Annotated in this window: 23 protein-coding genes and 1 tRNA gene; 13 read left to right on the top strand and 11 right to left on the bottom strand. The window is 70.2% G+C overall.

What is annotated here, in order from left to right:
- The first annotated feature begins 4 nt into the window (after positions 1–4).
- From ACZ5LB_RS06410 to ACZ5LB_RS06425, 4 genes are all read left to right on the top strand, one after another.
- On the top strand, positions 5–1,537 hold the full coding sequence (locus ACZ5LB_RS06410) for a tetratricopeptide repeat protein (RefSeq protein ID WP_464605353.1): 1,533 nt from the start codon (positions 5–7) through the stop codon (positions 1,535–1,537).
- A 24-nt stretch (positions 1,538–1,561) separates the two neighbouring features.
- Positions 1,562–1,900 carry a preprotein translocase subunit SecG gene (gene secG, locus ACZ5LB_RS06415; RefSeq protein WP_464605354.1) on the top strand — a complete coding sequence of 113 codons (339 nt, stop codon included), beginning with the start codon at positions 1,562–1,564 and terminating at the stop codon, positions 1,898–1,900.
- 41 nt (positions 1,901–1,941) lie between these two features.
- A tRNA-Leu gene (locus ACZ5LB_RS06420) sits at positions 1,942–2,027 on the top strand.
- An 80-nt stretch (positions 2,028–2,107) separates the two neighbouring features.
- Positions 2,108–3,205, top strand: coding sequence for an A/G-specific adenine glycosylase (locus ACZ5LB_RS06425; protein WP_464605355.1), 1,098 nt, complete (start codon positions 2,108–2,110; stop codon positions 3,203–3,205).
- Between the two features lie 4 nt (positions 3,206–3,209).
- Here ACZ5LB_RS06425 and ACZ5LB_RS06430 read toward each other — a convergent pair whose 3' ends face one another.
- Positions 3,210–4,886, bottom strand: coding sequence for an aspartate:alanine exchanger family transporter (locus ACZ5LB_RS06430; protein WP_464605356.1), 1,677 nt, complete (start codon positions 4,884–4,886; stop codon positions 3,210–3,212).
- A gap of 185 nt (positions 4,887–5,071) precedes the next feature.
- Here ACZ5LB_RS06430 and ACZ5LB_RS06435 point away from each other — a divergent pair, with 185 nt between their 5' ends.
- Both ACZ5LB_RS06435 and ACZ5LB_RS06440 read left to right on the top strand, forming a co-directional pair.
- Positions 5,072–6,646: a sensor histidine kinase gene (locus ACZ5LB_RS06435; protein ID WP_464605357.1), complete on the top strand. Its 1,575-nt coding sequence runs from the start codon at positions 5,072–5,074 to the stop codon at positions 6,644–6,646.
- Positions 6,647–6,671: 25 nt separating this feature from the next.
- Positions 6,672–7,355, top strand: a complete 684-nt coding sequence (locus tag ACZ5LB_RS06440) for a response regulator transcription factor (RefSeq protein WP_464605358.1) — start codon at positions 6,672–6,674, stop codon at positions 7,353–7,355.
- Between the two features lie 12 nt (positions 7,356–7,367).
- Here the strand turns inward: ACZ5LB_RS06440 and ACZ5LB_RS06445 are convergent, their stop codons facing one another.
- The 7 genes from ACZ5LB_RS06445 to ACZ5LB_RS06475 form a co-directional block, all read right to left on the bottom strand.
- Positions 7,368–8,102 (bottom strand): tetratricopeptide repeat protein, encoded by a 735-nt coding sequence (locus ACZ5LB_RS06445; protein WP_464605359.1) that lies wholly within the window; start codon positions 8,100–8,102, stop codon positions 7,368–7,370.
- A 73-nt stretch (positions 8,103–8,175) separates the two neighbouring features.
- Positions 8,176–8,769 carry a peptidoglycan-associated lipoprotein Pal gene (gene pal, locus ACZ5LB_RS06450; RefSeq protein WP_464605361.1) on the bottom strand — a complete coding sequence of 198 codons (594 nt, stop codon included), beginning with the start codon at positions 8,767–8,769 and terminating at the stop codon, positions 8,176–8,178.
- 65 nt (positions 8,770–8,834) lie between these two features.
- Positions 8,835–10,112 carry a hypothetical protein gene (locus ACZ5LB_RS06455; protein ID WP_464605362.1) on the bottom strand — a complete coding sequence of 426 codons (1,278 nt, stop codon included), beginning with the start codon at positions 10,110–10,112 and terminating at the stop codon, positions 8,835–8,837.
- Between the two features lie 133 nt (positions 10,113–10,245).
- Positions 10,246–10,638, bottom strand: coding sequence for a (deoxy)nucleoside triphosphate pyrophosphohydrolase (locus ACZ5LB_RS06460; RefSeq protein ID WP_464605363.1), 393 nt, complete (start codon positions 10,636–10,638; stop codon positions 10,246–10,248).
- Complete coding sequence (locus tag ACZ5LB_RS06465; RefSeq protein ID WP_464605364.1) at positions 10,635–11,438, bottom strand: ribonuclease HII; 804 nt, start codon at positions 11,436–11,438, stop codon at positions 10,635–10,637. The genes ACZ5LB_RS06460 and ACZ5LB_RS06465 overlap by 4 nt, the downstream gene beginning before the upstream one ends.
- Entirely contained in the window at positions 11,435–13,231 is a 1,797-nt protein-coding gene (locus ACZ5LB_RS06470) for a M61 family metallopeptidase (RefSeq protein WP_464605365.1), read from the bottom strand. The genes ACZ5LB_RS06465 and ACZ5LB_RS06470 overlap by 4 nt, the downstream gene beginning before the upstream one ends.
- Positions 13,232–13,242: 11 nt before the next feature.
- Positions 13,243–13,812: a DUF2520 domain-containing protein gene (locus ACZ5LB_RS06475; protein ID WP_464605366.1), complete on the bottom strand. Its 570-nt coding sequence runs from the start codon at positions 13,810–13,812 to the stop codon at positions 13,243–13,245.
- A gap of 111 nt (positions 13,813–13,923) precedes the next feature.
- On the opposite strand from ACZ5LB_RS06475, the gene ACZ5LB_RS06480 reads away from it, so the two are divergent.
- Positions 13,924–14,640, top strand: coding sequence for a hypothetical protein (locus ACZ5LB_RS06480; protein WP_464605367.1), 717 nt, complete (start codon positions 13,924–13,926; stop codon positions 14,638–14,640).
- Between the two features lie 623 nt (positions 14,641–15,263).
- On the opposite strand, the gene elbB is transcribed toward ACZ5LB_RS06480, so the two are convergent.
- Complete coding sequence (gene elbB / locus ACZ5LB_RS06485) at positions 15,264–15,941, bottom strand: isoprenoid biosynthesis glyoxalase ElbB (RefSeq protein WP_464605368.1); 678 nt, start codon at positions 15,939–15,941, stop codon at positions 15,264–15,266.
- Positions 15,942–15,965: 24 nt separating this feature from the next.
- On the opposite strand from elbB, the gene ACZ5LB_RS06490 reads away from it, so the two are divergent.
- Positions 15,966–17,126, top strand: coding sequence for a pyridoxal phosphate-dependent aminotransferase (locus tag ACZ5LB_RS06490; RefSeq protein ID WP_464605369.1), 1,161 nt, complete (start codon positions 15,966–15,968; stop codon positions 17,124–17,126).
- 55 nt (positions 17,127–17,181) lie between these two features.
- Here the strand turns inward: ACZ5LB_RS06490 and ACZ5LB_RS06495 are convergent, their stop codons facing one another.
- A complete protein-coding gene (locus tag ACZ5LB_RS06495; RefSeq protein WP_464605370.1) occupies positions 17,182–18,102 on the bottom strand; it encodes a hypothetical protein in 921 nt (306 codons plus the stop codon).
- Between the two features lie 328 nt (positions 18,103–18,430).
- Positions 18,431–18,856 carry an SRPBCC family protein gene (locus ACZ5LB_RS06500; protein WP_464605371.1) on the bottom strand — a complete coding sequence of 142 codons (426 nt, stop codon included), beginning with the start codon at positions 18,854–18,856 and terminating at the stop codon, positions 18,431–18,433.
- A 151-nt stretch (positions 18,857–19,007) separates the two neighbouring features.
- Between ACZ5LB_RS06500 and ACZ5LB_RS06505 the strand changes: the two genes are divergently transcribed.
- The 5 genes from ACZ5LB_RS06505 to ACZ5LB_RS06525 are packed head-to-tail and all read left to right on the top strand — an operon-like array spanning position 19,008 to position 26,052.
- On the top strand, positions 19,008–20,288 hold the full coding sequence (locus tag ACZ5LB_RS06505; RefSeq protein WP_464605372.1) for an MFS transporter: 1,281 nt from the start codon (positions 19,008–19,010) through the stop codon (positions 20,286–20,288).
- 19 nt (positions 20,289–20,307) lie between these two features.
- Positions 20,308–21,792 (top strand): histidine ammonia-lyase, encoded by a 1,485-nt coding sequence (gene hutH / locus ACZ5LB_RS06510; protein WP_464605373.1) that lies wholly within the window; start codon positions 20,308–20,310, stop codon positions 21,790–21,792.
- Between the two features lie 5 nt (positions 21,793–21,797).
- A complete protein-coding gene (locus tag ACZ5LB_RS06515; RefSeq protein WP_464605374.1) occupies positions 21,798–22,457 on the top strand; it encodes an HD domain-containing protein in 660 nt (219 codons plus the stop codon).
- Positions 22,454–24,988 carry a HEAT repeat domain-containing protein gene (locus ACZ5LB_RS06520; protein WP_464605375.1) on the top strand — a complete coding sequence of 845 codons (2,535 nt, stop codon included), beginning with the start codon at positions 22,454–22,456 and terminating at the stop codon, positions 24,986–24,988. Before ACZ5LB_RS06515 ends, ACZ5LB_RS06520 begins: the two co-directional genes overlap by 4 nt.
- Positions 24,985–26,052 (top strand): sensor histidine kinase, encoded by a 1,068-nt coding sequence (locus tag ACZ5LB_RS06525; RefSeq protein ID WP_464605376.1) that lies wholly within the window; start codon positions 24,985–24,987, stop codon positions 26,050–26,052. Before ACZ5LB_RS06520 ends, ACZ5LB_RS06525 begins: the two co-directional genes overlap by 4 nt.
- Positions 26,053–26,070 lie beyond the last annotated feature (18 nt).

The following is a 26,070-nucleotide window of genomic DNA, read 5'->3' on the forward strand; positions in this document are numbered from 1 at the left end:
CACTATGCCCCGTCAATGGCTCCGGCTGCTGGACCCAGAAATTCATGAACTTCGCCAGGAGGACGGCACGTCCCTCGCCGCGAGCCTGGCCTACGGCCGCGCCCTGAACGGACGCAGCCTCCACGAGGAGGCCCAGGAGGTCCTCGACAAGGCGCTGGCCGCGAACCGCTGCGACGGCGACCTCTGGTTCGAGCGCATCATGGCCCAGGGCGACCACGGCACCCTCGAGGACCTGGATGAGCTGCACTCCCAGCTGGAGGCCATCCGCACCGAACGTCCCGGGGACGCCGCGGTGCTGCGCAACATGGGCTTCGTGCACATCCTGCAGCAGCGTTCCGAGGAGGCCGAGAAGCTCCTCCACCAGGCGCTTTCGCTCAACGGGGCCGATCCCAAGGCCCTGGAGCTCCAGGGGCTCCTGTGCATCCAGCGGGAGAATCCCCAGGAGGCCAAGACCTGGCTCCTGAAGGCCCTCAGCCTCCAGCCCCGGGACCCCCGCTCCCTGCGGCTCCTGGGCATCACCTGCATGGACCTGGGAGATGCGAAATCCGCCGAGGTCCAGTTCATGGCCGCGCTGGAGCACGATCCCGACTATTTCTGGGGCTGGCACAGCCTGGGCGAGCTGCTCCTCAAGCGCGGCGACCTGGAGGAAGGCCTGCGGTGCATCCACCGGGCCCGCTGCATCCAGCCCCGGGAACCCGCCAGCTACTTCATCCTCGCCGAGCTCTTCTCCGAGCAGGGCCACATGGAGCTGGCCCAAGGCGAACTGCACCAGCTGACCTCCATGTCCGCCCCCACCGAGGTGCTCTCCGAGGCCTACTCCATGCTGGGCGAGATCCGGCGGGACCTGGGCGACGCCGAGGGCGCCACGAGCTACTTCTCCCTGGCCACCGAGACGGACCCCGAGTCCGCCGAACCCTGGGCGGCCCTGGGCGACATGGCCCGGGCCGAATGCCACTGGGAGGAGGCCCTCCGCTGCTACCAGGAGGCCCTGGCCCGCCGCCCCGGCGCCGCCGACCTGCTGGTGCAGACCGGCTACGCCCACCTGCATCTGGGCATGCCCCAGGACGCCGAGGGGCTCTTCCTTTCCGCCCTGGAAGCCGATCCCGGCGAGTACAGCGCGTACCTGGGCCTCTCCGAGTGCTACCGGAACCTGCAGCGCTGCGAGGACCAGCTCGCCATGGTGCGCCTGGCCATGGAACTGGCCCCCGAGGATCCCGACGTGTGGAACGCCCGCGGCGTCGCGCTGGAGGTGGCGGGCCAGGCCAACGAGGCCACGGAGGCCTACGAGCATGCCCTGGGCCTCGACCCCATGCACCGCAAGGCCGCCAACAACCTGGGCTTCCTGCTGGAGAAGCGCATGCAGGCCGGCGAGACGGACCTGCACGCCCGCGCCATGGACGCCTGGAAGCGACGGCTCCTCATCTGCAGGGACGAGGGCCAAAGCTTGAAGATGGCAACGGAACACCTGGTGAAGCTGGGTGTCGGGGAAGACACCATCCGGCGATGGCTTGAGCGTGACCCGGCCCTCGGTTCCTGATATGCTTGGGGGTTCGGAGTACCCATGAACGGATTGCTGTTGACTTTGCATGTGATCGTGAGCCTTCTGCTCATCGGAGTCATCCTGCTCCAGCCCGGATCCAAGGGCGGCGGGCTGGGGGCGACCTTCGGCGGCGGCGGCGCGAATTCGGCCTTCGGCGCCCGGGGCGCGGCGCCCTTCCTGGCCAAGTTCACCTACTACCTCGCGGCGGGATTCATGGTCACCTGCCTGATCATCGAGGTCCTCATCGTGAAGGACAACCGGTCCGTGCTGGACCGGACCTCCGCCGCGAAGACCGTGCCCGCCAAGCCCGCGCCCGTGGTTCCCGTGCCCGCGGTTCCCGAGGCCCCGGCCAAAAAGTGAGGATTGACGGGTGCCGCAACCCGTGGCATCCTTAGTGTTCTGCCCGCGTGGTGAAATTGGTAGACACGCCATCTTGAGGGGGTGGTGGCCACAAGCCGTAGCGGTTCGAGTCCGCTCGCGGGCACCAAAAGGGAAAGCGCTCCGATGGAGCGCTTTTTTTTTGTCCCCGCGGGGCGGGCCGGGCGGCTTCGCGCCTTATGCTGGGGAATGCCCTTCGCCGACGCCGCCGTCCTCCTGGCCCCCCTCGCGCCCTGGTTCGATGCGCTGCGCAGGCCCATGCCCTGGCGGGCCCTGGATCTGGACGCCCCCCACCCCGACCCCTACGCCGTCCTGGTGTCGGAGATCATGCTGCAGCAGACGCAGGTGGCCACGGTGATCCAGTACTTCCTCAGGTGGATGGAACGCTTCCCCGACCCCGCGGCGCTGGCGGCGGCGACGGAGGAGGAAGTCCACGGCCTGTGGGCGGGCCTGGGGTACTACCGCCGGGCCCGGAACCTCCAGGCCGCGGCCGTGGCCATCGCCGCCGGCGGCTTTCCGCGCACCCTGGAGGGCCTCCTGGCCCTGCCGGGCCTGGGGCCCTACACGGCGGCGGCCGTGGCGGCCCAGGCGTTCCAGCTGCCCACGCCCGCGCTGGACGGCAACGCCTTCCGGGTGGCGGCGCGGGTCCTGGCCCTGGAGGAGGAGCCCCGCCGCCACGCCGCCGCCCTCAGGGATTGGCTGGCCCCGGCCCTGGCCGCCCACGGGCCCTCGCGGCTCACCCAGGCCGTGATGGAGCTGGGCGCGACCGTGTGCACCCCGGCGCCGCGCTGCGGCTCCTGCCCCCTCCAGGGGGCCTGCGCCGCCCGTTCCCGGGGCATCCAGCACCGCATCCCCCCCGCCCAGCCCCGGGCGAAGGTGACGGAAGCGGAGATCCACCTCGCGGCCATCGGGTCCGGCGGGGCGTGGCTCCTGCGGCCCCCGGGCGCCAAGGGACTCCTGGCCGGCCTGTGGAGCTGGCCGTGGACGGCCGCCGCTGCGGATCTCCCGGGCGCCGCGGAAGCGGCCTCCGCCTACGGCATCGAGGCCCGGGAGCCGGCGGGGTGGACGCAGGTGTATTCCCACCGCCGCGAGGCGGTCCGCCCCATCGTGGCGCGCGTGGAGCCCGGAGCCGCGCCGCCGGGCCTGGAGTGGGTCCCGGAGGCGCGGCTCGCAAGCCTCCCCATGGGCCGGCGCGACCAGCGCCTGAGGGAGGCCGTGGACGCGCCCGGGGAGCCGCTCACCGCCGCAGGCCTGGAGGCGCTGCGGGTGATCCTGGAAGGCCGCTGACGCGTCAGAGCGTCATCGCCAGCAGCGCCTGCGCCAGCACAATCTTCAGGATCGTCGCCAACGGGTACACCGCGGCAAACCCCACGTTGGGCAGGTCGTTCTTCGACTGCTGCGTGGCGTAGCCCAGGACCACCGGCTGGGTGTGGGTGCCGGCCACGATGCCGAACAGAAGGCTCAGGGGGATGCGCAGCACGCGGTGGCCCAGCCAGTAGGCCAGGGTGTCGGCGAGGGTGGCCACCACCAGGGCCGAGGCCATGAAGATGGGCAGCCAGCTGATGTTCCGCGAAAGGATCTGGCGGAAGCCCTCACCGGAGATCACGCCGATGCCGGCGGCGAACAGCACCAGGCCGAACTGGCGGATGGTGTGGTTGGCGCTGTAGGGGATGTTCCACACGAAGTGGCCCAGCTTGTGGAAGCGGCCCAGGACGAGCCCCACCACCAGGGGCCCGCCGGCGAACCCGAGCTTGAAGATGATGCCGTGGCCCAGGGGAATGGGGATCTGGCCCACGGCCAGGCCCAGGGCCATGCCCATGGCGAAGGTGAGGAAGCTGGCCTCGGAGAGCTCCCGGTAGCTGTCGCCGAAGAGTTCCTCCACGGCGGCGATGTTGTCCCGGGCGGTGGCCACGCGGATGCGGTCGCCCAGTTCCAGCACCGTGTCGGCGTCGGGCACGAACCAAACGTCGCCGCGGCGGAGGCGGCTGATGATGCAGTTGTGCTTCTCGGGGAGCTGCAGGTCCCGCAGGGGGCGGCCGATGAGGTCGTGGTTGCTCACGAAGACGCGGGTGGAGTCGTATTCGCTGATGTCGTGCTGGAGCGCGATGTCGGACTTGCGGCCCAGGAAGGCCTGCGCCCGTTCCACGTCCTCGGGCGTGCCCACGACGACGAGGAGATCGCCCGCCTCCAGGGCCAGATCCAGGGGGGCCATGATGAAGTCGTCCCCGCGCTTGAGGCGGTTGAACACCACCTTGCAGTTGGCCTGCTCCCGCAGGTCCACGTGGGTGCGCCCCGCGGCCCGGGCCTCCACCTCGATGGTTCGGGCCTTCAGGTGGCTGGAGCCCGAGCTGTAGCCGTGGAGCGACGCGGCCTCGCGCGCCAGGTCCACCTTGAAGATCCGCCGGCTCAGCGGAATGCTGAGCATGGGGACGAGGACGCCGATGGGGTAGGCGATGGCGCTGGCCACGGTGGGCTGCGCGATGACCAGGGCGTCCGAGGTGGTGCGCTTCAGGGCCTCGATGACGCCGGCGAGGGCGGGCATGTTCGTGAACGAGCCCGCCAGGAGGCCCGCGGCATAGCGGCTGTCGAAGCGGAGGACCTTGGCGAGGACGACCACCACACCGGTGCTGACGACCATGACCACCGCCACCACGGCGTTCCTCTTGAGGCCCTCCTTGCTGAAGGAGGCCCAGAAGCTGTGGGCGATGGCCAGGCCCATGGCGTAGACGAAGATGGCCAGGCCCAGTTCGTAGATCAGCTTCATCTCCCGGGAGAGGTCCTTCTTGACGGCGGGATCGAGCCCGGGGGTGACCACCACGGCGCCCAGCGCGATGCCCGCGAACAGGATGCTGGCGATGCCGAAGGACGCCCCGGCCACCCGGATCTTCGAGATGGGATAGCCCAGGGCCACCACCGCGAAGAGCATCAAAAGAGGGTTGTGGGCGAGCAGATGGGTCACGAAGGCCATGGCTACTCCTGCGGGGTCCGGGGGACGCCGTTAAAAGGACGGGTGGCTGGCCAGGGAAGGTGCGCCCGTGGGCCATGCCGCAATTTCTTATGAGACCATCCTATCGCCGCTCCATTGGTCGTTCGTCACACCTGCCGGGCGGGGTGTCAGTCCGCTATGCTTGAGGATTCATCCCGAGGAACCCCATGACGGTCCGGCGCGTGGCCCGCTTCCGCCCCACCAGAGAACAGGACAACCGGAATTCCGGCGCCTGGGCCTTCCTGCGCAAGGGGGTGCTCCGGTTCCTGGACCTGGTGGCCGTCTCCATGGCCATCCTGCTGGTCATGGCGCCCTTCGTGTGGCGCAAGTGGAAGGCGGACAAGGTGGTGGACGCCTGGTCGCAGCCCATGATGAGCGAGATCTCCCGGGTGGAGAAGGACTGGATGACCCTGCCCCGCCTGCCAGACTTCACCCACGGGGATGAACCCGCCGTGAAGGAATTCCTCAGCACCGAACCCCTCGTGCTGGCGTTGCGCAGCCGGTCGGCTCCCCGGACCCTATGGATCCGCCGGGGCGACGCCCTGGTGCGGGCGGAGAGCGTCCCGGAGGCCGCCCTCCTGAACACCTGGTTCTCCAAGGCCGAGGCGGACCAGGTATTCATCACCCTCCCCACGGAGATGTTGCCGGGCGAGCAGCGCAGCGGCCCCAAGGTCGTCCTGCTGGGGGACCGGTGGGCCGTGGCCAAGGCGTGGCGGGAAGGAAGTCCCGAAGTCGAGCAGTTCCTCCGCAACCACTTCGGTCCCACCCGGAACTTCCGGGTGGTGATGCTCCGGGACGGTGACGAGGCCCGCAAGAACCTTTCGCCCCAGCCCTGGGGCGCCGAGCCCCACCTGCAGGGCGATCCCTACTGGGGCATCCATTCGGCCTTTTCCATCCAGCTCATCAGCAACGAATTCCCGGGATGGACGTTCACCGTCATCCCCTTCAGGGCCGAAGGCCGGGCCATCCAGCTCAGCCTGCGCTGGCAGTTCGCCCTGGCCTCGCTGGTGGCCCTGTTCGTGGGATTGTCCCTGGTGCTGGCCCTCTACCTGCGGGCCCGGGCGCGGCGCAAGGCCACGCTGGACGCGGACCGCATGGCCTCCATGACCCACAGCCTCAAGACCCCCCTGGCCATCCTTAAATTCCGGTGCGACACCCTGCGGCTGGGGCGCCTCCCCCCCGACCAGTTGGATTCCCAGCTGATCCAGATCGGCGAGGAGGCCGACCGCCTTTCCACCATCATCGAGAACGCCCTGATGGCCATCCAGGGGCCCGCCGAGTCGGGCCCGCAGCAGGAGGTCAGCCCCCAGTGGATCCAGGGCGTGGCCGAGGACCTGGCCCCCGCCTTCGAGGCGGAGAACCGGCGCCTGGTGCTCACCTGTTCGGACCACGCCGGCAAGGCCGCCCTGCCCTCCCTCCGGGCGGCCCTCTTCACCCTGGTGGAGAATGCCCTGTACCACGGCGCGGGCACCGTGACGGTGGAGACCGCCCGCGCCCGGAAGCGGTTCCTCATCAAGGTCAGCGACCAGGGGACGGGCCTGGACTCCATGGGCATGCGGACCCTGGGGCGCCCCTTCATGCGCCTCCGGGAGAAGGGCAAGGAAGGGTTCCGCAAGGACGGCCAGGGCCTTGGCCTCAGCCTCCTCATCAAGGTCGTGGAGCGGGAGGGCTGGGGGCTGACCTTCGCCTCGGAACCGGGACGCGGGCTTTGCGCGACCTTGGAGATTCAGCTCGCATGTTAAAATTTCATGGTTCCGGAGACATGCCTTGGCACACCTCCTTGTAGTCGAGGACGAAGTCGAGCTTCAACAACTGCTCGTCACGAATCTTGAATTCGAAGGGTTCTCCGTCGAGGTGGCGGACGACGGCATCCCCGCCCTGGCCGCCCACGACCGGCGCCGGGCGGACCTCATCCTTCTGGACCTCATGCTGCCCCACCTGGACGGCTTCAAGGTCATCGAGGCGCTGCGCAAGGCCAACGACGACGTGCCCGTGCTCATGCTCACCGCCCGGGGCGCCGAGGCGGACCGCGTCAAGGGGCTCAGCGTGGGCGCCGACGACTACCTGGTCAAACCCTTCTCCGTCCTGGAGCTGGTGGCCCGCATCCGGGCCATCCTGCGCCGCACCCGCGCCGCCGAGCCGCCCAAGGTCCTCACCAGCGGCCCCTACCGCTTCGATTTCGCCGCCATGACCGCCACCCGGGACGGCCGCAACCTGGAGCTCACCAGCCGCGAAATGCGGATCCTGGAAATCCTGGTCACCTACCCCGGCCGCACCCACAGCCGCTCCGACCTCCTGCGCCTGGCCTGGGAGGCCGATGCCAGGCCCTCCCCGCGGACGGTGGACGTCCACGTGGCGAACCTGCGCAAGAAGCTGGGCGACGACGACAAGAACCGCCACATCGCCACCGTGGGCGGCGAGGGCTACCGCTGGACGGACCGGACCGGGTAGACGCCCGGGGCGTCAGAACCCCAGGTCGTCCAGTTCCTGCTTGGCGGTCCGGGCTTCGGGCGTGCCCCGGAAGCTGTCCGTGATCTCCTTGAAGGCCTTGATGGCCGCGGGCTTGAGGCCCTGCTTGAGGAGGCACTGGGCCCGCTTGAGCTTGGCGGGGAGGAACTGGTTGGAGTTGGGGTACTCCTTCAGGATCCGCTCGAAGGAGGGCTGGGCCTTGTCGTAGGCCTTCTGGTTGTACGAGGAAAGCCCCAGGTAGAAGAGCGCGTCGGGCGTGCGCGCGCTCTGGGGGTGGGCCTTGATGAACAGGGCCAGGCCGTCGGCGGCCAGGGCGTAGTTGCCCCGGTTGTAGTCCAGCACGGCCGAATTGAAGGCCTTCTCGTCGTCGGAGGAAGCGGCGGCGGGGGCCTCCTCCGCGGGCTGGGGCCGGGCGGCGGGGCGCCGCGGGGCCGCGGCGGCGTCGCCCAGGCGGTTGTTGAGCACCCGCGTGCTGTCCTGGAGCTGGCGCATGGTTTCCTGGAGATCGGCCTGGAAACGCCGGTCCTGGGTCCGGGACACCTCCGAGGCCTGGCGATCCTCGGCGGCCTTCTTGTTGGCATCTTCCATCTGGCTGCGCAGCTTGAAGATCTCCACCTTGAGGTCGGTGACCTGGTCCTCGACGCTCTTGAGGCGTTCCTCGGATGAACACCCGACGCACAGCAGCATGCCCGCGAGCGACAGGGTGGAGAGCATGGCCCGATTCGTCATCGGAATCTCCTGAAAGGCAAAGAGCGGAGGAACGCGTTCCTCCGCTCTTGGATGTCACATGGTCTGGTTCCCGCTACTGGAGCTTGAACTCGTCGCGGCGGTTCTCGAGCCAGCTCGCTTCGTCCTTGCCGACGACCAGGGGCTTCTCCTTGCCGAAGCTGATGGTCGTGAGGCGGTCGGAGGCGACGCCGAGGCCCACCAGGTAGGCCTGGGCGGCATGGGCGCGGCGCTCGCCCAGGGCGAGGTTGTATTCCACGGTGCCGCGCTCGTCGCAGTGGCCCGCGACCTGCACCTTGGCCTGGGGATAGGCCTTCATGAAGTCGGCGATGGCCTGGAGCTTGGCCTTGTCGGCCTCGCGGATTTCGGACTTGTCGAAGGCGAAGTTGATGTTCTTGAGGGCGGCGGCGGCGGCGCGCTGGTAGGCGGCGGCCTTCTCGGCCTCGGCGGCGGCGGCGGCCTTGCGGGCGGCCTCGGCCTCGGCTTCCGCCTTGCGGCGGGCAGCTTCCTCAGCGGCGCGCTTCTGGGCGTCGATCTCTTCCTGGGTCGGGCCGGCGGGCGCGGCAGGCTTGGGAGGCTCAACCGGAGCGGGCGCGGGCTTCTTGCAGGCCACGCCGATACCGAGGGTCAGCACCACGGAGAGAGGAATGAGGTTTCGAACGAAGCGCATGATAGGTTCCTCCAACACGCATTAAGTTTAACGCGACCCGGAACATCCGGGCACGAAATATTTCCTTATCTGGACCGCGTCCATTTAGGGCTTTGACAACCATCCAAGGCAGTGAGCTTTCTAAGCGTGTTGCCGGATAGATCGGTGGTGTAGAGCTGCATCCCCCCCCGGCTCCCACTGGTGAAAACGATCCGCCTTTCGTCGGGGGACCAGGAGGGGGATTCCGAACTGGCCACGCCGGTGGTGATTTGATAGGACTTCCCATCTCCGAGCTTGTAGACGAAAAGATCGAATTTTCCCTCGAAACGGGAAACGTAGGCGACCATGGAACCCGAAGGGCTCCAGGCGGGGCTGCCGTTGTAGGACCCTTCCCGGGTCAGGCGGCGGACGTTGGAACCGTCCTCCTCCATCAGGTAGACCTGGGGACCACCCTCGCGATCCGAGGTGAAGGCCATCTGGGTGCCGGCGGGATTCCAGGACGGGTCGGTGTTGATGCAGTTGCTGTCCGTGACGCGCCGGACCTTACCGGTGGCCACGTCCAGCACGATGATGTCGGTGTTGCCGCGCCGGTCGCCCTGCACCAGGGCCAGGCGCCTGCCGTCCGGGGACCACACGGGGCAGAAGCAGTGCCCCTCGACCTTGCCGGCCACGGGGTAGAGCCGCACGTGGGGCCCGCCCGCGACCTTCTGGCCCCAGATCTCGGGGGCGCCGCCCTTGTAGGTGACGTAGGCGATGCGGCCGTCCGGAGCCACGGTGGGCGAAATGGTCAGGCTCTTATAGTTGGTGATGGGGGTGATGTTCGCCCCATCCCGGTCCATCTGGTAGATCTCCTTGATGCCGGGGCTGAGCTGGCGCACGAAGACGACGGACGTGGAGGCCACCCCGGGCTGCCCCGTGAGCCTGGACATGAGATCGTCGGAGAGCTTGTGGGCCATGCGCCGGAGCGCGGCCTCCCTGCCGGTGTAGCGCTTGCTGAAGACGGCGGTGCGGGCCTTCCGGTCCTGGGCGGCCTTGACGTCCACCACCTGGGCAACCACTTCCACGGAGCCGTCGGCGGCCCGGGTCAGGGTGGTGGTGAGGAGCCACTCGGTGCCCGCGTCGGCCCAACCCTTGTAGGTGGAGGGGTCCGTGGCGGCGGGGACGTGGCCCTTGATGACGGCGAAGGAGCCGGCTTCGTCCAGATCCCGCACCAGGACCTCGTGGAAGTCCCCGGTCGCCTTGGCCTCGGCCAGGCCTGAAACCTGGGGCCGGGGGACGGCGATGCCGAGCTTGGACCCGGCGGAGGCCTCCAGCACCACTTCCTGCGCCTGCTGGGCCTGGATCCGGGCGACTGGGGAGAACATCAGCCCCAGGCCGAGAACCACCCGCGAAACCACGTTTCCAATCGAGCCAGAACAGGTCATACCCCCACTATACCCCCACACGTCGTGCTTTACGGCGCAAATTTGCACATTGCCTGCTTATTTCAATTCATTTCTAACGTTGTTCCGCCGCCGTATCCAGCAGGGGCAGGAGCCGCAGGTTGGCTCCGGGCATGGGTATTCGCGCCATTTCCCCAGCGGTGAACCACCCCCAGGCCAGCGGCACGTGAAGGACCTCCGGGGCCGCGCAGAGGAAGACGTGGAGCTGCACCCGGAAGCTTCCGTAGTCGTGCTCCACCACGGCCAGCGGCAGCACGCGCTCCGGCGTCCACGCCAGTTCCTCCCGCAGTTCCCGCCGCAGGGCGGCCTCGGCGGTTTCTCCCGGTTCCACCTTGCCCCCGGGGAATTCCCATAAGCCGGGAAACCGCCTGGAGCCTGGGTCCCGGCGCTGGAGGAAGAACCTTCCCTCCCGGGCGATGGCCGCGATGGCGACCCGCGCCGGGGTCATTCCCCGGGTCCGGCGAGGAAGGCCAGGCGCTCGGCGTACCGGGAACGAAGGGCCTCGATCCACTCCAGTTTCAACCTGCCGTAGGCGGGGCGCAGGGCGGCCTCCACCCAGGCCTGGAGCTCGGCGACGGAGCCGCAGGCCTCCATGGCCTCGGCCAGGGGCGCGCGCAGGCCCTCCTCGGGACGCTGCAGGGCGGCCACGGGCGCGTAGCTGATGCGGTGGGCGCGCGAGGGTCCCAGTTCCGCCAGGGCCTTGCGGTGGCCCGCGGTCCCGTAGCCCTTGTGACGGGCGAAGCCGTAGCCGGGAAGGGCTTCGTCCATTCCCGCCATGAGCGCGTCGCGGTGGGTCTTGGCGAGGATGGACGCGCAGGCGATGGCGCAGCTGAGGGCGTCGCCGTCCACCACGAGCCGCTCCGCGAGTCCCGTGCGGGGGGCGCGGTTGCCGTCCACCAGGAGGATGCGCGGCTTCGTCTCGCACTGGGAGACCGCCTGGCGCATGGCCATGAGGGATGCCTCCAGGATGTTCTCGCGGTCGATGGCCATGTTGTCCACCTCGGCCACCGCCCAGCAGGGCAGGACCATCTTGAGCTCGGAGGCCATGGCGGCGCGCTTTTCGGGGGGGACGAGCTTGCTGTCGCGCGCCTCGCGCAGCACGTGGCCCCAGCGGGCCGCGGCCTCCCGGTCCAGGACGGCGCAGGCGGCCACCACGGGGCCGGCCCAGGCGCCGCGCCCGGCCTCGTCCACGCCGCCCCAGGGGATGCCTCCCGGAAGGTTGCCCAGGTCCCAGTCCAGCGGGTTCATGCGCGCCGCGCCGGGAAGGGCTGGCCGGTCCAGGCCTGGAAGGCGGCCTTCTGGGCCGGGGTGGCCTTGGGGTCCGTGGTGATGTGGACGGCGCGCTGGGGGTTCTCCGCCAGGGTCATGGGGAAGGTCTCAAGGCGTCCGCGCTCCGCGGCCAGGACCTGCACCTGGTCCCCGGGGCCGGCGTCGCCCAGGCGTCCCTGCACCTCCTGGGCCGAGGCCGTGCGCCAGCCGTCCACGGCGAGGATCTCCATGCCGTAGCCCAGGCCCGCCCTGGCCGCCGGGGAGCCCGGGACGACGTTCTGCACCACCGCGGCGCCGCCCTGGAACGTCAGGCCGGCCCACACGCGGGCCCGGCGCAGGGCGTCGGGATCCTCGGCCTCGGCGCCGGGCAGCGCCTCCCAAGGGGCCCGGGCGTTGAGCCTCAGGCCGTAGGCCTTCTCGATTCCCGCCGCGTCCAGCGGCGCACGGCCCTGGATGTGGGCGGCCCAGAAGGCCTGGGGATCCCGGCCCAGGAGGTCGCGGCATGCCCCGCGCACCTCGGCGTCGGTGACGGGACCGTCCCCGTGGCGCTCCCACAGGAGCGCGAACAGCCCATCCAGGCCCTTGGCGCCGCCGGTGGCCAGGCGCAGCTCGGCGTCCAGCATCCAGCCCACCATGGCGCCCATGTCGTAGTAGCTCACGGTGCTGTTGGCGGAGAACTCGGTGGGCTTGTAGTGGCGGATCCAGGCGTCGAAGCTGGCCTCCTCGAGGCTCTGCTCCAGGCGCCCGGCCCGGGTGGTGTTGTCGGTCCAGGAGGCGGCGAGCTTGCGGGAGACCCAGGACCAGGGCGCCACGCCCGCCTTGAGCACGAGGTCGTACTGGAGGAAGCTGGTGAAACCCTCGTGGAACCACAGGAGGCGCGAGGGGTTCTCGGCCTGGTAGTCGAAGGGGCCCAGCACCGCGTCCCGCATGCGCTTGACGTTCCACACGTGGAAGAACTCGTGGGCGATGAGGGTGAAGAGGTCGTAGTAGCCCTCGGCCCGCTCCAGCTGCTGGGGGTCGGCCAGGAGCGAGGTGCAGTCCCGGTGCTCGAGCCCGCCGCGCACCTTCGGGCTGAAGGTCAGCAGGAACAGGTAGCGCCGGAACGGGAACCCCCCGAAGATCCGCGCCGCCGCACCCACGATGGCCTCGGTGCCGTCCATGATGCGCCCTTCGTCCCCGGGGTGCTGGCCGGTGATGGCCACCTGGAATTCGCAGCCCCGGGCGCGGAAGGAGTGCATGCGGAACGTGCCCAGCTCGAAGGGCGAATCCACCAGGGTGTCGTGGTCCTCGGCGAGGTAGCTCCCCTCCCGCCGGGGCAGGCTGGTGGCCGCGCGCCAGCCCTTGGGCCAGCCTTCGAATCGCACCTCGTAGGGCCGCGACGGCTGTCCCTCCACGTAGAGGAAGGTCGCGGCGCCCACCAGGTGGGCGTGGTGGGCGTCCACGTGGTTGGTGCGCACCGTCAGGTCGTTGCAGAAGAGCCGGTAGGTGACCTTCAGGCCGCGGGCGGAGCCCTCCACGCGCCAGCGATGCGTGTCGGCCTTGCGGAAGGGGCTGGGTTGGCCGGCGCCGTCCACCACCTCGAGGCGGTCCAGGAACCGGGCGTAGTCCCGCACCAGGTAGGACCCCGGCGTCCACACCGGGAGCGCCAGGACCGCGCCCCCTTCCACCGCCTCGGCGGGGAAGAACAGTTCCACTTCGATCTCGTGCATGGTGAGGCTGATGGGACGGAGGGTGGCCAGCACCGGCTCCAGGGGGATCTGTTTCACGGCCATGGTCGCTCCAGTCATAGATCGCCGAGTTCCAGGAAGACGTCCCTCCAGCCCTCGGGCAGGGCCGCCGCGTCCCGCTCGACGGTGGCGGCGTCGCCGCGGGCGAAGGGACCGGTGCGCCCTGCGGCGCCGTGTGCCTCCACGTTGCGCAGGGTGGCCTCCGCCAGGGGGGCCAGGCCCCGGCCCGGCAGCGCCACGCCCCGGCGCGCCAGCAATTCCCGGGCGCCGAGCCACAGGGTGGCGGCGTGGCCCGACGCCAGGACGGCGCAGGCGTGGTAGAGGGGCTTGAGGTCCGCGGGCAGGTCGAAGGGCGCGAAACCCAGGTCCCGGAAGGCGGCCACCAGGCCCGCCGGCACGGCGCCGGTGAGGGCCAGGGGCGTGCCCCTCCAGTCCGCGGCCGCGCCGTCGAAGCTGGTCAGGGGGTGCGCGCTGGGGACGCCCTCCAGGTGGAGGCTTCCGGAAAGGTGCACGCAGCGCCCGGGGAAATGCCGGGCCAGGGCCTCCACGGCGTCGTCGGGGACCGCCAGGAGCACCGGACCCTCGGGGCGCGCGGAACCGGGCAGGAGCGTGGCCCGCGTCCCCATGGCCTCCGCCAGGGCCCTACCCGCGCGCCCCCGGCCGAGGATTGAGAAGGATGTCCAGGCTTCCATCCCCCTAGGGTATCCCAACGGCCGCCAATGGCCGAGAATGGTCCCGTGACCTGGCCCCTCCCCCCCGCCATGCCCTGGCCCCAGTTCCTCCGGCGCCTCCGGCATCCCGCCCCTCCCCCCGGGTGGCTGGAGGCCGCCGCGGATCTCGACGAGGTGCGCCGGCGCCCGCTCCTGCTGCGGTGGATCGCCCAGCACCCCCGCCTCGGCGCCCACCTGCGGGCACGGCTGCTGCCCACCCTCCCCTGGCGCGCGCTGGCGAGCATCGCCCAGGACGCCTCGGCCCACCCCCAGGCCCGCCAGCATGCCACCGAGCGCCTCAACGCCCTGTGGCCGGGCCTGACCATGGGCGAGCGCCGCAGCCTGGCCATGGCCGCGCCCCGTCCGTTGTGGCCCCTCATCTGGCGGAACCGCGACCGCCGCGTCCTGGAGGCCTTCCTGCTTCACCCCCGCCTGGGCGTGGAGAACCTGGTGGCCCTGGTGCAGCCCCCCCTCACCGCCCCCCAGGCCGAGGCGCTGCAGGCCTCCCGGTGGCTGGAGGTGGTGCCCGTGGCCCACCAGGTGCTGGTGGCCCTTGACCGCGGGCTGGAGAACCCGGACGGGGGGCTGGTGCTGGGCATGGCCTCGCCCTGGATCAAGGCCCTTCCGGAGGAGGAGCGGCTGCTGGCGGCGACGCGGATGGCCAATCCGGCGCTTCGGCGCATGGTGCGGGCGTGGGCGACGCCGGGGGTGGAGGAAGGCGATTTGTGGGACCGTCTCGATTGAATTGGAGGGTTCGGTGGCTTTGGGTAAAAAACATCGACGCTGAGCACGCCGAGGCGCAGAGTTACGCCGAGGTGGCTTCGCGATTCAATGCGCCGACCCATGCCGCCCAGGCCCTGCCCGCTGACGCGGGCCGCGCCGTGACCGGCGCGCGGCAGGGGGCGCTGGCCCTTCCGCATGCGAGCCTGTGGCGGGCCAGCGCCCCCTGCCTTGGACGGGCCTGGGCTTGACGATTCGGGGTTCGAAGCAATGGGGGGGGACGCGTTGCCTTCTCCTTCAACCCGCTGGACCTGCGGCTGAAGCGTGGCCGCAGCAGAACCATAAGCCACGGCGCGCCCAGGTCCTGCTTCCCTCCGATCCAATGAGCCCAGGCCCGCCCAAGGCAGGGTGCACAGGTCCTTCCACAGGCTTGCATGCGGAAGGACCTGCGCGCCCTGCCGCGCGTCGCATGCGACGCGGCCCGCGTCAGCGGGCAGGGCCTGGGCGGCATGGGTCGGAATCTCCAAGTGCGAAGCCGCCTCTGCGCAACTCTGCGCCTCGGCGTGCTCTGCGTCGAAGTTTTTTACCCGAAGCCACCGAATCATCCAATTCAATCGAGGCGGCTCAACAAACCTCCTAAACCGCCCCTACACCCTAGCCAACACCTCTCCGCAGCAACGCTCGATCCCCGTCCATACGTCCGAGATCCGCGCGTCGTCGAACATGTACGCCGGCGTGGTCACAAGCTTCAGGTCCGCGTCGATGACGATCTCCCTCGCGGAGGGCACGGCCCTGTGGGTGATGCCCAGCTTCTCCATGGCGCCGGCGACGCCTTCGCCCGAGCCCAGGGTCAGCGTCCCCCGGCGGCCCAGGGAAGCCAGGACCAGGGCCACCAGGGCGGGGGCGATGCAGATGGCGCCCACGGGCTTGCCGGCCTCGAAGAACGCCGCGGCGAACTTCAGGACGTCGGGACGCACCGAACCGGCGGCACCCTCCTTCGCAAAGGTGCAGAAGTTCTTGGCGACGCCGGCGCCGCCGGGCAGGACCAGGGCGTCGAACTGGGCGGGGTCGGCCTTGGCCAGGTCCTGGCACTTGCCCACGCGGGCGATGCGGGAGGCCTCCTCCAGGATGTTGCGGACGGCGTCCTTGCGCACCCCGGCGCGGTGGTCCACCACCTCCGCCTGGGGCGCGTCGGGCGCGAAGCAGGTGACCCGGGCCCCGTGCTGGTCCAGGGCCAGCAGGGTGAAGACCGCCTCCCGGATCTCCGCGCCGTCCACGTGGCCGCATCCGGCGAGAAGCACTGCGACGTTGGGAACCTTGGCCATGACCGCCTCCTGTATCCTCTATCCATGATATCCAGACGCCTCCCCGGCTCGTTCGAGTCCAATCCCCTCACCCGGGAGATCGCCGCGTTCCGCCGGGAAGGGCGCCCCTTCCTGGACCTCACCTCCTCCAACCCCACCCGCTGCGGGATCCCCTACCCCGAGGCGGAGATCCTGGCGGCGCTGGCCTCGCCCTCGGTACTTTCCTACGACCCGGACCCCCGGGGCGCGGCCCGGGCCCGGGAGGCGGTGGCGGCCTGGCACGGCCTGGACCCCGGGGACCTGGTGCTCACGGCTTCCACCTCGGAGGCGTATTCCTGGCTCTTCAAGCTCCTCTGCGATCCCGGGGACGATGTCCTGGTGCCTTCGCCCAGCTACCCCCTCTTCCACTGGCTGGCGGCCCTGGAGGGCGTGGAGGCCCGGCAGGTGCCCGCCCTGCGTTCGGACCGGTGGGACCTGGACTTCCAGGCCCTGGCCGGGGCGGTGACCCCCCGCACCCGGGCGGTGGTGGTGGTGAACCCCAACAACCCCACGGGCCAGTTCCTGTCCCGGGGGGAGTGGCGGGAGCTCCTGGCCTTCTGCGCCGCCCGGGGTCTCGCGCTCCTGGTGGACGAGGTGTTCTCGGACTACGCCCTGGAACCGGCCCCGGACCACCTGCCCACCGCCCTGGCGGAGGCCGACCCCCCCTGCCCCCTCTTCGTGCTCTCGGGCCTCAGCAAGATCGCGGCCCTGCCCCAGGTGAAGCTGGGCTGGATCGCCGCCCGGGGCGGCCCGGCCCGCGCCTGCCTGGAGGCCCTGGCCTTCATCGCCGACCAGTATCTTTCCGTTTCGGCCCCGGCCCTGGCCGCCGCCGGCGCCCTGCTGGGCCTGGCCAAGGGCATCCAGGCCGGGATCCGGTCGCGCCTGGCCTCGAACCTGGCGGCCCTGGACGCCGAACTGGCCCGGCGGCCCTCCCTCGGCCGCGCCCGGGTGGAGGGGGGCTGGTCGGCCATCCTCCGCGTGCCCGCCCTGGAACCGGGGGACGACCTGGTCCTGCGCATCCTGCGGGAGGCCGGCGTGCTCATCCACCCCGGCCACTTCTTCGACCTGCCCGGGGACGGGCACCTGGTGTGCAGCCTCCTGCCCGCGGAATTCCCCCTGGGCATCGAGAGGGCGGGGGAAGTGATCGAGGCCGGCCGTCCGGGATGATTTTTTTTGGGTTCCTTGCTGCTTCGAATGTTTCGAGGACGTGCCCGAGGAAGGGTCAAGAGGGGCCGGAATTCGCCAGGCGGCGTGTCAATTCAAGGATGAGACGGTCCTTTTCGTCGATGACCCGGTCCTTGTCATCGATGACCCGGTCCTTCCCTTCGATGACCTTCGCGCGGTCCTCGAGCTCCCGGTCCTTGCGCGACAGGGAGAGCCGCAGGTCCGCGGCCTCCCGCGCCCGTTCCTGGAAGGCGTGGAGAATTTCGTCCTCCAGGTCCATCTTCACCCGGAGGCCCGGCTCCGCGCAGGCCAGCATGAGCCTTCGAAGCACGTCCCGGTACCGCTCCGGGAAGTTCACCTCCAGGATGTCCAGGAAGTGCGGATCCGTGTGGGAAGCCACCCCCTGGTCGAACACCTCCAGGAGCCGCTCCAGGTCCGTCCGGCGCCGGTCCTTCAGGCGGTTCATCTGGATGATGACCGAATCGTGCGTGAGCCCTTCCACGAACGGATCGGTGACCCGCACCTCGTCGCCCGTGGCCGGGTCCCAGCAGCGCCGGTCCACCTTGAGGACAGGCATGTCCAGCCCCTTCAGGCCTTCGCCCAGGAAGTAGATGGTGAAGATCGGCAGGGGCCGCTCCACGCCCTCCGCATCCCGGTACACGTTCCGGGGATCCGCGTAGCTGGTCCCCAGGTACCGCCGGAACCGCTGGATGTCCGAGGTGTCGCGCGCCTTCTGGATCTCGATGAGCACCAGCCTGCAGCTCCCGTCATCCATGCGGACCCGGGCGGCGAAATCCATGCGCAGGACCAGGAGGTTGGTGCCGTCCTGCCCCGTCACGGGCTCCCGGGTTTCGGTGGGCACGAAGGAAAGTTCCATCACCTCCCGACCCATGAGCGCGGAAAGCAGCATCCGCGCGATCCGCTCGTCGTCGAGGAGGAACTTGAAGACGGCATCGTAGATGGGATTGGCGACGTTCATGGGGCCGGGGCACTCCTGGGAAAAGCCTAGGGACACCCCGGGTCGAAGGCCACGTAGCCGCTCATGGATCCCAGCCGAGGCGCCGGGGTTCGCCGAGAAAGCTCTTCTCTTATATTCGGCGATCCTCGGGGTCTTCGGCGTCTTGGCGACGAGGCCCTCCGCTGGAGTTGGCCGGATTCACCGGGCAACAGGTCGGCAGCAGCAGACTTCAGGACTCTTGGGATTACCTATGGCTACCGGAATAAGGCTTACCTCTTTCCCACGATCCGCGCAGCCTTTCCCGGAGTTCCGTGAAGAACCCCAAAATAAATCGAAAAAGAAAGATAAATCAATTACTCCGCGAGGCCATGCGGGCCAGGGAGCGCATGCCCGGGGCCAGGCCCTCCCGCAGGGTCCGGCCCCGGGTCAAGGCATAGAACCACGAAAGCAGGCCGGTTATCTCGATCCGGTGGGTCATGCGGGTGCCCATGTCGCAGGCCTCCTGGGCGTGCGTGTGGTGGATCTCGGCCAGGGGCAGCTTCACCAGCGCCGTGAACGAGGTCATGGCCTTCACCTGCGCCAGCCGGAAGGTGCGGGCGCCCTCCCCCCGGACCTTCAGCCGGCCCCGGGTCCCCGACGAGAACGGGCCCGACAGTTCGGCTTCGACGATGCCCGTGTCCCACTGGGGCCAGGCGGAGACCTCCTCCAGCTTGGCCCACACCGCCCCGGGCTCGGCCGAGGTGTCCAGGGTGTGCTCAGCATGCCAACCGACCATCTTCGCCGTTCCCCCAGCTAGTAATAGCTCATGCTACCCATTCAATCCCAGGCTCTTCCAGCTAACCATGAATCAGGCCCGGGGGGTAAGGGGAAATCACCGCAGGTGAAAGGGAGGCCCCGACTCTGTATGTTAGAAGATTGGAGTAGTCATGCAGCCATCAAAACGGGCCCAACTGGCCATTTTCTGCACCGTCGTCGTGGACCTCCTCGGCTTCGGCATCGTCATACCCATCCTTCCGCTCTACGCGAAGACCCTGGCGCTGCACCCCACGCCCTGGATGGACTGGGTGAACCACGCGCTGGGCCTCCAGGACTCGCCCTTCGTCTTCTGGGCGGGGGTGGTGCTGGTGATCCACCCCATCGCCCAGTTCATCTCCGCGCCCGTCCTCGGACGCGTGTCCGACCTCGTGGGGCGCAGGCCGGTGCTTTGGATGTCCCTCATGGGCACCTGCGCGGCCTACCTCCTCATGGCCATGACGGGCCGGTTCGAATGGGTGCTGGCGGCCCGGGTCCTGGACGGCGTCACCGGGGGCAACATCTCCGTGGCCCAGGCGGCCATGGCGGATTCCTCCTCGCCCCAGGAGCGGTCCAAGGCCCTGGGCATCATCGGGGCGGCCTTCGGCCTGGGATTCGTCCTGGGGCCCGCCCTGGCCGGGATCCTCTCCGGTTCCGCCCTGGGCAAGACCCTGCTGGCGACCCACGGGTGGCACCTGCCCTTCCTCGTGGCGGCGGGCATGAGTTTTCTCGCGTCCCTGCTCGTCCTCATCTGGCTGCCGGAGACCCTGACCCCCGAGGCGAGGCTCCACGCCCGCAAGGTCCAGAGCCGCGGCCACGCCCTGGTGCACGCCCTGAAGCGCCCCGGCATGCCCCAGATCCTTCTCATCGCCTTCCTGGCCATGACCGGCTTCGCCATGATGGAGGGCACTTACGCCCTCCTCTGCGCCAGGCGGTTCAACTTCAGCCAGCGGGGGGTGGGCTACCTCTTCGCGTTCGTGGGCATCCTCATCGTCATCTACCAGGGCGGCCTGGTGCGGGTCGTGGCCAAGCGCATCCCCGAACGGGTCGCGCAGCTGGCGGGCCTGGCCTTGATGGCCTGCAGCCTGCCCCTGATCCCCTACGCCCCCTGGGAGGCGCCCTTCCTGCTGGTGATGGTTCCCCTGGTGTGGGGTTCGGGCATGAACCAGACCGCCACCTCGGCCCTGGCCAGCCAGATCACGCCCAAGGACGAGCAGGGCGGCCTATTCGGCGTCATCACATCCATTTCCACCATCGGAAGGATCGTGGGTCCGCTCCTGGGCACCTACACCTTCGCCAAGTTCGGCTATGCGGCGCCCTACTGGGTGGCGGCGGGATGCATGGCGCTTGGCCTCGTGGTGGCCATCGGGCTCCTCCGCACGCCCGCGCCTCAGCCCGAGGAAGATCCCATCTGAAACTTCCAACGGAGAATGCATGACCTGCCTGAACGGAAACGACCTTGACGCACGCGTCCTGAGGGGCATCGCCCGGGGGGCCGCGGTCACCCTGGACGAGAAGGCCCTGGCCCGGGTGGCCGAGAACCGGAAGGTGATCCAGCGGATCCTGGACGAGGGGAGGACGGTCTACGGCATCAACACCGGCTTCGGCCAGTTCGCCACCGTGGTGATCCCCCCCGCGCAGCTCGCCCAGCTCCAGCTCAACCTCGTGCGCAGCCACGCCGCGGGCGTGGGCGAGCCCCTGCCCAAGGACCAGACCCGGGCCCTGATGGCCGCGCGCATCAACTGCCTGCTCAAGGGCCACTCGGGCATCCGCCCCGAGCCCATCCGCCTCCTGGCGGCCTGCCTCAACCGGGACGTGCTGCCCGTGGTGCCCAGCCAGGGCAGCGTGGGGGCCTCAGGCGACCTGGCCCCCCTGGCCCACATGGCCCTCCTGCTGGTGGGCGAAGGCCTGGCCTGGGACGGCACCAGCCACATCCCCGGCGGCAAGGCCCTGGCCAAGGCCGGCCTCCAGCCCATCACCCTGGAGCCCAAGGAGGGCCTCGCCCTCATCAACGGCACCCAGCTCATCACGGCCATCGGCAACCTGGCCGTGGCCCGGCTCATGGACCTGGTGCCCCTGGCCGACGAGATCGCGGCCCTGAGCCTGGAAGCCCTGCGCGGGACCCGGGCCCCGTACGACCCCCGCATCCACCAGGCCAGGCCCCATCCCGGCCAGATCCAGACCGCCGCCCACATGCTGGAGATCCTGGGCGAGACCAGCGAGATCGCCGAAAGCCACAAGGACTGCGCCCGGGTCCAGGACGCCTACTCCCTGCGGTGCATCCCCCAGGTGCACGGGGTGACCCGGGACGCCCTGCAGTTCGCCGGGGACATTCTCAAGCGCGAGCTCAACAGCGCCACCGACAACCCGATGATCTTCACCGAGACCCAGGAGAGCCGCAGCGGCGGGAACTTCCACGGCCAGTACCCGGCCTTCGCCTGCGACCTGCTGGCCATCGCCGCCTGCGACCTCGCCAGCATCTCCGAAAGGCGGCAGGAGCGGCTCGTGAACCCGGCCTATTCCGACCTGCCCGCCTTCCTCACCCGGGAAGGGGGCCTGGAATCGGGCTTCATGATGGCCCACGTCACCTCCGCCGCCCTGGTGTCGGAGATGAAGGGCCTGGCCAGCCCCGCCTGCGTGGACACCATCCCCACCAGCGCCGGCAAGGAGGACCACGTGAGCATGGGCCCCATCGCCGCCCGCAAGCTCATGCGGGCCGTGGACGCCCTGGAGCAGGTGCTGGCCCTGGAGGCCCGCATGGCCCTGGAGGGGGTCCGCATCCTGGGGATGGCCCCCGCCAAGGGACTCGCCCCGCTGGTGGAACGCCTCGCCTCGGCCTGCCCCCCCTGGAACGACCGGCCCATGTACGAGGAGATTGCGCACGCGGCTGACGCTTTGCGCGTGCATGTGGGAGAATGACCGCCATGATCCCCTGGCGAGAGCGGTGCGAGGAGGCCCTGGGGGCCCAGACCCGGGCGGACGCCATCCGCTTCTGGGGGGCCTCCCGGGGCTCCAGGCCCATCTTCGACTACCGCTTCGAGCACACCCTCGCCGTGGTGAAGATCGCCAGATGGCTGGCCCCCCTGGCGGGGGCCGACCCGGAGACGGTGGAATGCGCGGCGTGGCTCCATGACTGCCGCAAGGTGCTCAACGACCCCCGCACCCGGGACCACCACGCCCAGGAGGCCAGCGACGCGGTGGCCGGCATCCTCGCGGACACGGACTTCCCCCAGGAGAAGATCCCCGCGGTCCGGCACGCCATCGAGCACCACGTGGGCCTCAAGCTGACCCGGCGCCTCGAGCCCGCCGAGACGGCCTGCCTCTGGGACGCCGACAAGCTCAGCAAGCTCGGCGCCGCGAGCCTCGTGCACTACAACTGCATCTCGGGCGCCTTCGACGCCGTGGAGACCTCCGGCATCCTCGCCCGGGGTCAGCACTGGCTGGGCCTGGCCAAGGGAATCGCCGGCAGCATGAACACGGAGGCCGGCCGCGCCGAGGCCCTGCGCCGCCTGGCCTTCCTCGAGGCCTACTACGAACAGCTCCGCCGCGAGTGGAGCGATCCCATGGAGCCCTCCACGCCATGAGCGACTTCCAGGAACTCCTCCAGACCCTCCAGATGGCCCTGAAGACGCGGCTGATGTACACGGCGGCGCACCCCCGGGCCAAGGGGGCCATGGAGGCCCTGACGATGCTCATCGAGGACTGGCTGGAGGCGGGGCCCACGCTCCACATCGCCACCTCGGGGGGGCGGATGTTCGTGGACGGCCAGCCCTTCGAGGGCCAGGGCATCCACCTTTCGAGCACCGCCAAACTCCTGTCGGAGCGCCAGATCTCGGGAATCATCTTCGCCCGGGGCATCGAGGCCTGGGAGGTGGAGGAACTCCTGGAGCTCCTCATCCTCAAGCCCGCGCGCATCGAGGAGATGGGTGGCGCGACCCGGATCATCGCGGACAAGAACCTGCCCCACGTCCAGATGGGCCAGGTGCAGTACCGGGAGGTTCGCGAAGGCGAAGGCGGGGCCCACTCCGACGCGGGTCCGGCCATGCGGCCCCTGACCATCCCCGCGGGCGCCCAGCCCCAGCCCGAGCCCGCCCCCAAGCCCATCCCAGCGCCCACCCTGGACGCCCTCCAGGCCATGATCGAGCAGTGGCGCCACGAATTCCGCAAGCTCCACGAGCAGAAGATGGCCGCCCTGGGCGGCCAGGGCACCGGCGCCCCCGGAGCCGGCCCCGGATCCCCGGGCTTCGGCGGTCCGGGCCTGGGCGCCCCCGGCTTCGGCGGCCCCGGCACCCAGGAGTTCGGATCGGGCGGCCCCGGCCCCGGCGGCATCGGTCCGGGGGGCCCCGGCACCGACGGCCCCGAATCCGCCGGCCCCGAATCCGAAGGCAATGGGGGCCCCGCGCCCGAGGCCGTCGCGGACCTGGCCTTCCTGGAGAAGAGCGGCCCCACGGACCTCTCGTTCCTTGCGGGTTCGCTGTCCAGCCTGGGGTTCGGGGAGGGCTTTCCCAGCGCCCAGCAGATGGAAGGCCTGCGCACGGCCCTGAAGGAGCTGCCGCCGGGGGTCCTCCTGTCCGTGGTGGCCGGCCTGGATACCCTGCCCCATTCCCCCGCGGGCCTCCGCATGGCCTTCCAGGCCCTGGCCCCCGAGGTCTTCGGCCACGCCACCGCCACCCTCCTGGCCCAGGGCGCCGGCCAGGGCGACACGTGGGATGCCCTCAAGGACCACCTCCACGGGATCCTCCAGGGGTCCCCCTCCTTCCAGGGTCTACTGGCGGCCCTGGAGACCGAGCTGCGCAACCGCGGGCTCGGGCTGGAGAACCTCCACGACCTGGTGTCCCGCATGGACTGGGAGACCATGGGCGTGGACGAGCAGCTCCGGCTCGTGGCCGACCACGACCACCTCTGGAAGCTCAGCCTCGACCAGCGGCTGCGGTTCCTGCGCAGGCTCCTGGACGAGGGCCGCCAGGACACTTTCGCGGGCGTGCTCGACATGGTGATCCGCGCCCTGGCCGGCGAGGACGCCCACCGCCGGGAAATGGCCGCCCGCACCCTGGGGGGGGTGGCGAAATGGCTGGCGGTGCCGGGCATCCCGCCCGAATGCGAGCTTCCCTTGCTGGGCGGGCTCACGGGCCACTTCGGCTCCGAGCGCATGCCGCGGATCCACCACGTCACCACCGAGGCCCTGGGCACGGCCCTGGACGAGATGGTCCAGCGCGGCGAGCCCGGCCACGCCCACGCCCTCCTCCTGGAGCTGGACGCCCTGGTCATGTTCCTGGAATCCAAGGAGCCCTGGCGCACCGACGCCCTGGCTTCGCTCTGGGACCGTTTGGCCCGGCCCGAATCCCTCGCGCGGGTGATGGAGCTGGTGCACACCTCCAACCCCGAGACCCTGCTCAACGAGATGATCCCCTATCTGGAGAAGGTAGGCATGCCCGCCGCCCAGGCGCTGGTCGAGGTGCTGGGCGAGGAGCAGGACCGCAAGCGCCGCGCCCGGCTCATGGAGGTCATCCGGGGCCTGGGCGACCTCGCCCTGCCCGCGGTCGTGGCGTCCCTGGAATCCCACAAGTGGTTCCTGGTGCGCAACACCCTCAACCTCATGGCCGACATGGGCGACGTGGCGGCCCTCAAGCCCGCCGAGGCCTGCCTGTCGCACCGGGACGTGCGGGTGCGGTGCGCGGCGGTGCGCACCGCCTGGAAGGTGGGGGGCCCCGCGGCCATGCCCGCCCTCATCGAGGCCTTCTCCCAGGCGGACCCGGACACCATGCTCGAGATCATGTTCGCGTTCAGCCAGGTCCGCTCCCCGGCGGCCGTCCCCACCCTGGGCGCCTTCGCCACCGACCACCGCATGCCCGAGAAGCTTCGCGCCCGGGCCGCCGAGGTGATGGGCACCATCGGGGACCCCTCCGCCCTGCCCTTCCTGGAGGAACTGGTGCGCCGCCGCGGACGGATCTTCACCACCGCCGAGCCCACGGAAATCCGCGTCGCGGCCTGCCGCGCCATGGCCGCCCTGGGCACCCCGGTGGCCCTGGGCTCCCTGCGCGCCCTGGTGGCCAAGGAGCCCCGGAACAACGACCGCCCCCTCCTGCAGCAGGTCCTCGAGCAGAGCCTCCGGTGACCGTCCTGCCCGAGCCCCAGCAGCTGATGGAGGCCTTCGCGGCCTTCACGGCCGCCTCGGAACAGCTCCAGCAGCGCTACGAGTCCCTCCAGGACCAGCTCGGGCAACTGGGCAACGAGCTCCAGACCGTGCTCGAGACCGTCCCCTACGCCATCTGGGTGGTGGGCCCGGGCGGGGAGCTGCGCTTCACCAACCGCAACCGGGGCCTCGGGGGCGCCTTCCTGGACGGGCCCAACCCCTGGGAGCCCGGGGCGCCCCTGGGACTCCGGCGGTTCAAGGGCGACGACGGCCAGGACCGCTACATGGAACAGGAGAGCCGGCCCACCGACACCGGCCAGATCATCAGCCTCCGGGACGTCACGGAGGCCCACCTGAGGGCGGAACAGGCCAGCCGCGAGGAGCGGCTCCAGGCCATGGGCCTCATGGCCGCCGAACTGGCCCACGAGATCCGCAACCCCCTGGGCAGCCTCTCGCTCTTCGCGGGGATGCTGGTGGAGGACCTGGGCCACATGCCCGCCCAGGCCGAATTGGCCCACCACATCCAGGACAGCGTGCGGCGCCTGAACACCCTGGTGGCCAACACCCTCACCTTCAGCCGCGACATCAGCCCCAAGCCCAGGACCTTCGCCCTGGCCGAATTCTGGGAGAACGTCCGCAAGGGCACGAACCTGCCCGAGGAGGTGGCGTGGGAGAACCGGATCCCCCAGGCCGCCACCTGGCACGCCGACCCCGACCTCCTGCGCCAGGTGGCCGTGAACCTCCTCCAGAACGGCCTGCGGGCCCTGGACGGGCGCCCCTCGCCAAGGCTCGACCTGTTCGCGGTGCGCGAGAGCGTGGGGGGCAGGCCCCACTGGCGGCTGACCCTGGAGGACAACGGCTGCGGCATCGCCGCCGACGCCCTGGCGCGCATCTTCGACCCCTTCTACACCACCTTCGGGGGCGGCACGGGCCTGGGCCTGGCGGTGAGCCACCGGATCCTCATGGCCCATTCGGGCCTGATGAACATCGAAAGCAGCCTCGACCGGGGCACCAAGGTCCATCTAAGGCTCCCGGCCGGAGCCTGATTGTGGCACCATGGTCAG

Source organism: Mesoterricola sp. MK458, assembly GCF_055384935.1.

What these genes read in the sequence shown, in the direction of transcription:
- ACZ5LB_RS06410 (WP_464605353.1), top strand. Translation starts at nt 5, where the DNA reads ATGCCCCGTCAATGGCTCCGGCTGCTGGACCCAGAAATTCATGAACTT.
- secG (WP_464605354.1), top strand. Translation starts at nt 1,562, where the DNA reads ATGAACGGATTGCTGTTGACTTTGCATGTGATCGTGAGCCTTCTGCTC.
- ACZ5LB_RS06425 (WP_464605355.1), top strand. Translation starts at nt 2,108, where the DNA reads ATGCCCTTCGCCGACGCCGCCGTCCTCCTGGCCCCCCTCGCGCCCTGG.
- ACZ5LB_RS06430 (WP_464605356.1), bottom strand. Translation starts at nt 4,886, where the DNA reads ATGGCCTTCGTGACCCATCTGCTCGCCCACAACCCTCTTTTGATGCTC.
- ACZ5LB_RS06435 (WP_464605357.1), top strand. Translation starts at nt 5,072, where the DNA reads ATGACGGTCCGGCGCGTGGCCCGCTTCCGCCCCACCAGAGAACAGGAC.
- ACZ5LB_RS06445 (WP_464605359.1), bottom strand. Translation starts at nt 8,102, where the DNA reads ATGACGAATCGGGCCATGCTCTCCACCCTGTCGCTCGCGGGCATGCTG.
- pal (WP_464605361.1), bottom strand. Translation starts at nt 8,769, where the DNA reads ATGCGCTTCGTTCGAAACCTCATTCCTCTCTCCGTGGTGCTGACCCTC.
- ACZ5LB_RS06455 (WP_464605362.1), bottom strand. Translation starts at nt 10,112, where the DNA reads ATGTTCTCCCCAGTCGCCCGGATCCAGGCCCAGCAGGCGCAGGAAGTG.
- ACZ5LB_RS06460 (WP_464605363.1), bottom strand. Translation starts at nt 10,638, where the DNA reads ATGACCCCGGCGCGGGTCGCCATCGCGGCCATCGCCCGGGAGGGAAGG.
- ACZ5LB_RS06465 (WP_464605364.1), bottom strand. Translation starts at nt 11,438, where the DNA reads ATGAACCCGCTGGACTGGGACCTGGGCAACCTTCCGGGAGGCATCCCC.
- ACZ5LB_RS06470 (WP_464605365.1), bottom strand. Translation starts at nt 13,231, where the DNA reads ATGGCCGTGAAACAGATCCCCCTGGAGCCGGTGCTGGCCACCCTCCGT.
- ACZ5LB_RS06475 (WP_464605366.1), bottom strand. Translation starts at nt 13,812, where the DNA reads ATGGGGACGCGGGCCACGCTCCTGCCCGGTTCCGCGCGCCCCGAGGGT.
- elbB (WP_464605368.1), bottom strand. Translation starts at nt 15,941, where the DNA reads ATGGCCAAGGTTCCCAACGTCGCAGTGCTTCTCGCCGGATGCGGCCAC.
- ACZ5LB_RS06490 (WP_464605369.1), top strand. Translation starts at nt 15,966, where the DNA reads ATGATATCCAGACGCCTCCCCGGCTCGTTCGAGTCCAATCCCCTCACC.
- ACZ5LB_RS06495 (WP_464605370.1), bottom strand. Translation starts at nt 18,102, where the DNA reads ATGAACGTCGCCAATCCCATCTACGATGCCGTCTTCAAGTTCCTCCTC.
- ACZ5LB_RS06500 (WP_464605371.1), bottom strand. Translation starts at nt 18,856, where the DNA reads ATGGTCGGTTGGCATGCTGAGCACACCCTGGACACCTCGGCCGAGCCC.
- ACZ5LB_RS06505 (WP_464605372.1), top strand. Translation starts at nt 19,008, where the DNA reads ATGCAGCCATCAAAACGGGCCCAACTGGCCATTTTCTGCACCGTCGTC.
- hutH (WP_464605373.1), top strand. Translation starts at nt 20,308, where the DNA reads ATGACCTGCCTGAACGGAAACGACCTTGACGCACGCGTCCTGAGGGGC.
- ACZ5LB_RS06515 (WP_464605374.1), top strand. Translation starts at nt 21,798, where the DNA reads ATGATCCCCTGGCGAGAGCGGTGCGAGGAGGCCCTGGGGGCCCAGACC.
- ACZ5LB_RS06520 (WP_464605375.1), top strand. Translation starts at nt 22,454, where the DNA reads ATGAGCGACTTCCAGGAACTCCTCCAGACCCTCCAGATGGCCCTGAAG.